Raw genomic sequence first — 2500 nt, forward strand, 5'->3', positions numbered from 1 at the left:
GTTGCGGGGGTAGGATTTGAACCTACGACCTTCAGGTTATGAGCCTGACGAGCTACCGGGCTGCTCCACCCCGCGTCACCATTGAGGGCTAAGCGTGTCAGCCCGGGAGCTTTATTTGATTGTTCATTCCGACTGCGTCGGCCTGAACGGCGGGCTGCTCCACCCCGCGTCAATACTGTGTAGCCTCAAGCGCCGGCGGTCCCATGCGGGACCTTGGCTATCCTCCCGCTTTGCGGTCCGGACGGCCGGTCGGCCTTGCGAAGCCTTTGGCTTCGAGCGGCGTAATTCTGCGTGTTCTTGTTCAGAGACACGAAGAGGGCCTTGGGATTGAACCCTTGGCCCTCGTTGTTTTGTCATTGTGATGGGTTTTTAAGCACGCCGGCTTCAATGCCTGGCGACGTCCTACTCTTCCGGGGCTTGAGCCACAGTACCATTGGCGCTGACAGGTTTCACGGCCGAGTTCGAGATGGGATCGGGTGGGTCACTGACGCTATGGTCACCAAGCAATGGAGACGGCGTGCTGTTTTTTAATCGATGTATCCCGTGCTGCTCTAAGTTAGAGCTTGATATCTGGCTGGATGATCGTCCGATCATCAAGACATCGCTGCTTTTTAGGCAGGGCTGTCATTGATGGTGGGATTCATCAAGCATGAACAGAGTTATTAGGACCGGTTAGCTCCATGCGTTACCGCACTTCCACACCCGGCCTATCAACGTGATGGTCTATCACGACTCGAAGATACCTAATCTTGAGGGAGGCTTCCCGCTTAGATGCTTTCAGCGGTTATCCCGTCCATGCATAGCTACCCTGCTGCGCGGCTGGCGCCACGACAGGTACACCAGAGGCATGTTCAACCCGGTCCTCTCGTACTAGGGTCAACTCCTCTCAAGTATCGACGCCCACGGCAGATAGGGACCAAACTGTCTCGCGACGTTCTGAACCCAGCTCACGTACCACTTTAATTGGCGAACAGCCAAACCCTTGGGACCTGCTCCAGCCCCAGGATGTGATGAGCCGACATCGAGGTGCCAAACGATTCCGTCGATATGAGCTCTTGGGAATCATCAGCCTGTTATCCCCGGCGTACCTTTTATCCGTTGAGCGATGGCCCTTCCACGAGGGACCACCGGATCACTATGACCGACTTTCGTCTCTGCTCGATTCGTCAATCTCGCAGTCAGGCAGGCTTATGCCATTGCACTCTTGCAGCCGGTTTCCAACCGGCCTGAGCCTACCATCGCGCGCCTCCGTTACTCTTTAGGAGGCGACCGCCCCAGTCAAACTACCCGCCACAGAGGGTCCCTGCACCGGATAACGGTGCGAGGTTAGACATCAGAACATAACAGGGTGGTATTTCACCTATGGCTCCACACCAGCTGGCGCCGGTGCTTCAAAGCCTCCCACCTATGCTACACAATTCTATCCTAATGCCACTCTGAAGCTGCAGTAAAGGTGCACGGGGTCTTTCCGTCTAACCGCGGGTACTCCGCATCTTCACGGAGAATTCAATTTCGCTGAGCATATCCTGGAGACAGTGGGGAAGTCGTTACGCCATTCGTGCAGGTCGGAACTTACCCGACAAGGAATTTCGCTACCTTAGGACCGTTATAGTTACGGCCGCCGTTTACCGGGGCTTCAATTCGGAGCTTGCACTCCTCCTCTTAACCTTCCGGCACCGGGCAGGCGTCAGACCCTATACGTCGTCTTGAAGCCGACTTAGCAGAGTCCTGTGTTTTTGCTAAACAGTCGCTACCCCCTGGCCTGTGCCCCCCGCCAGTGCTTGCGCATAGACGGGGCCTCCTTCTTCCGAAGGTACGGAGGCAATTTGCCGAGTTCCTTCAGGATACTTCTCTCAAGCGCCTTGGTATACTCTACCTGACCACCTGTGTCGGTTTCGGGTACGGTCTATACGGTGGGGCTATTTCCTGGAACCTCTTCAAAGCACAACCAATCCGATAAGGTTGTACAATACACGAGATCCGTCACACACCACCAGGCCCACGAATATTAACGTGGTTCCCATCGACTACCCCCTTCGGGCTCGTCTTAGGGGCCGGCTCACCCTGCTCAGATTAGCTTTAAGCAGGAACCCTTGGTCTTTCGGCGAGAGGGCATCTCACCCTCTTTATCGCTACTCATGTCAGCATTCGCACTTCCGATACGTCCACGGTCGGTTACCCTCCCGCTTCACTCGCTTACGGAACGCTCCGCTACCGCTCAGAACAAGTTCTGAACCCTAAGCTTCGGTGCATCACTTTAGCCCCGTTACATTTTCGCCGCAGGAACCCTTATTTAGACCAGTGAGCTGTTACGCTTTCTTTAAAGGATGGCTGCTTCTAAGCCAACCTCCTGGTTGTTTTGGGATTCCCACATGCTTTCCCACTTAGTGATGACTTGGGGACCTTAGCTGTAGGTTAGGGCTGTTTCCCTTTTGACGACGGACCTTAGCACCCGCCGTCTGTCTGCCGAACTAGACTCGTTGGTATTCGGAGTTTGGTT

At 55.0% G+C, this 2500-nt stretch carries 1 tRNA gene and 2 rRNA genes (1 of these 3 cut by a window edge); all 3 read right to left on the bottom strand.

The annotated features are described in order from the left end of the window. Position 1 precedes the first annotated feature (1 nt). Positions 2 to 75 (bottom strand) — tRNA-Met (locus tag ACZ1JC_RS08745). A gap of 314 nt (positions 76 to 389) precedes the next feature. Next, positions 390 to 504 (bottom strand): 5S ribosomal RNA (rrf, locus tag ACZ1JC_RS08750). A 138-nt stretch (positions 505 to 642) separates the two neighbouring features. Next, positions 643 to 2500: ribosomal RNA gene (locus ACZ1JC_RS08755) — 23S ribosomal RNA — on the bottom strand; it runs 935 nt beyond the window's last position.

The organism is Sphingomonas sp. BL-S-28 (assembly GCF_055521515.1).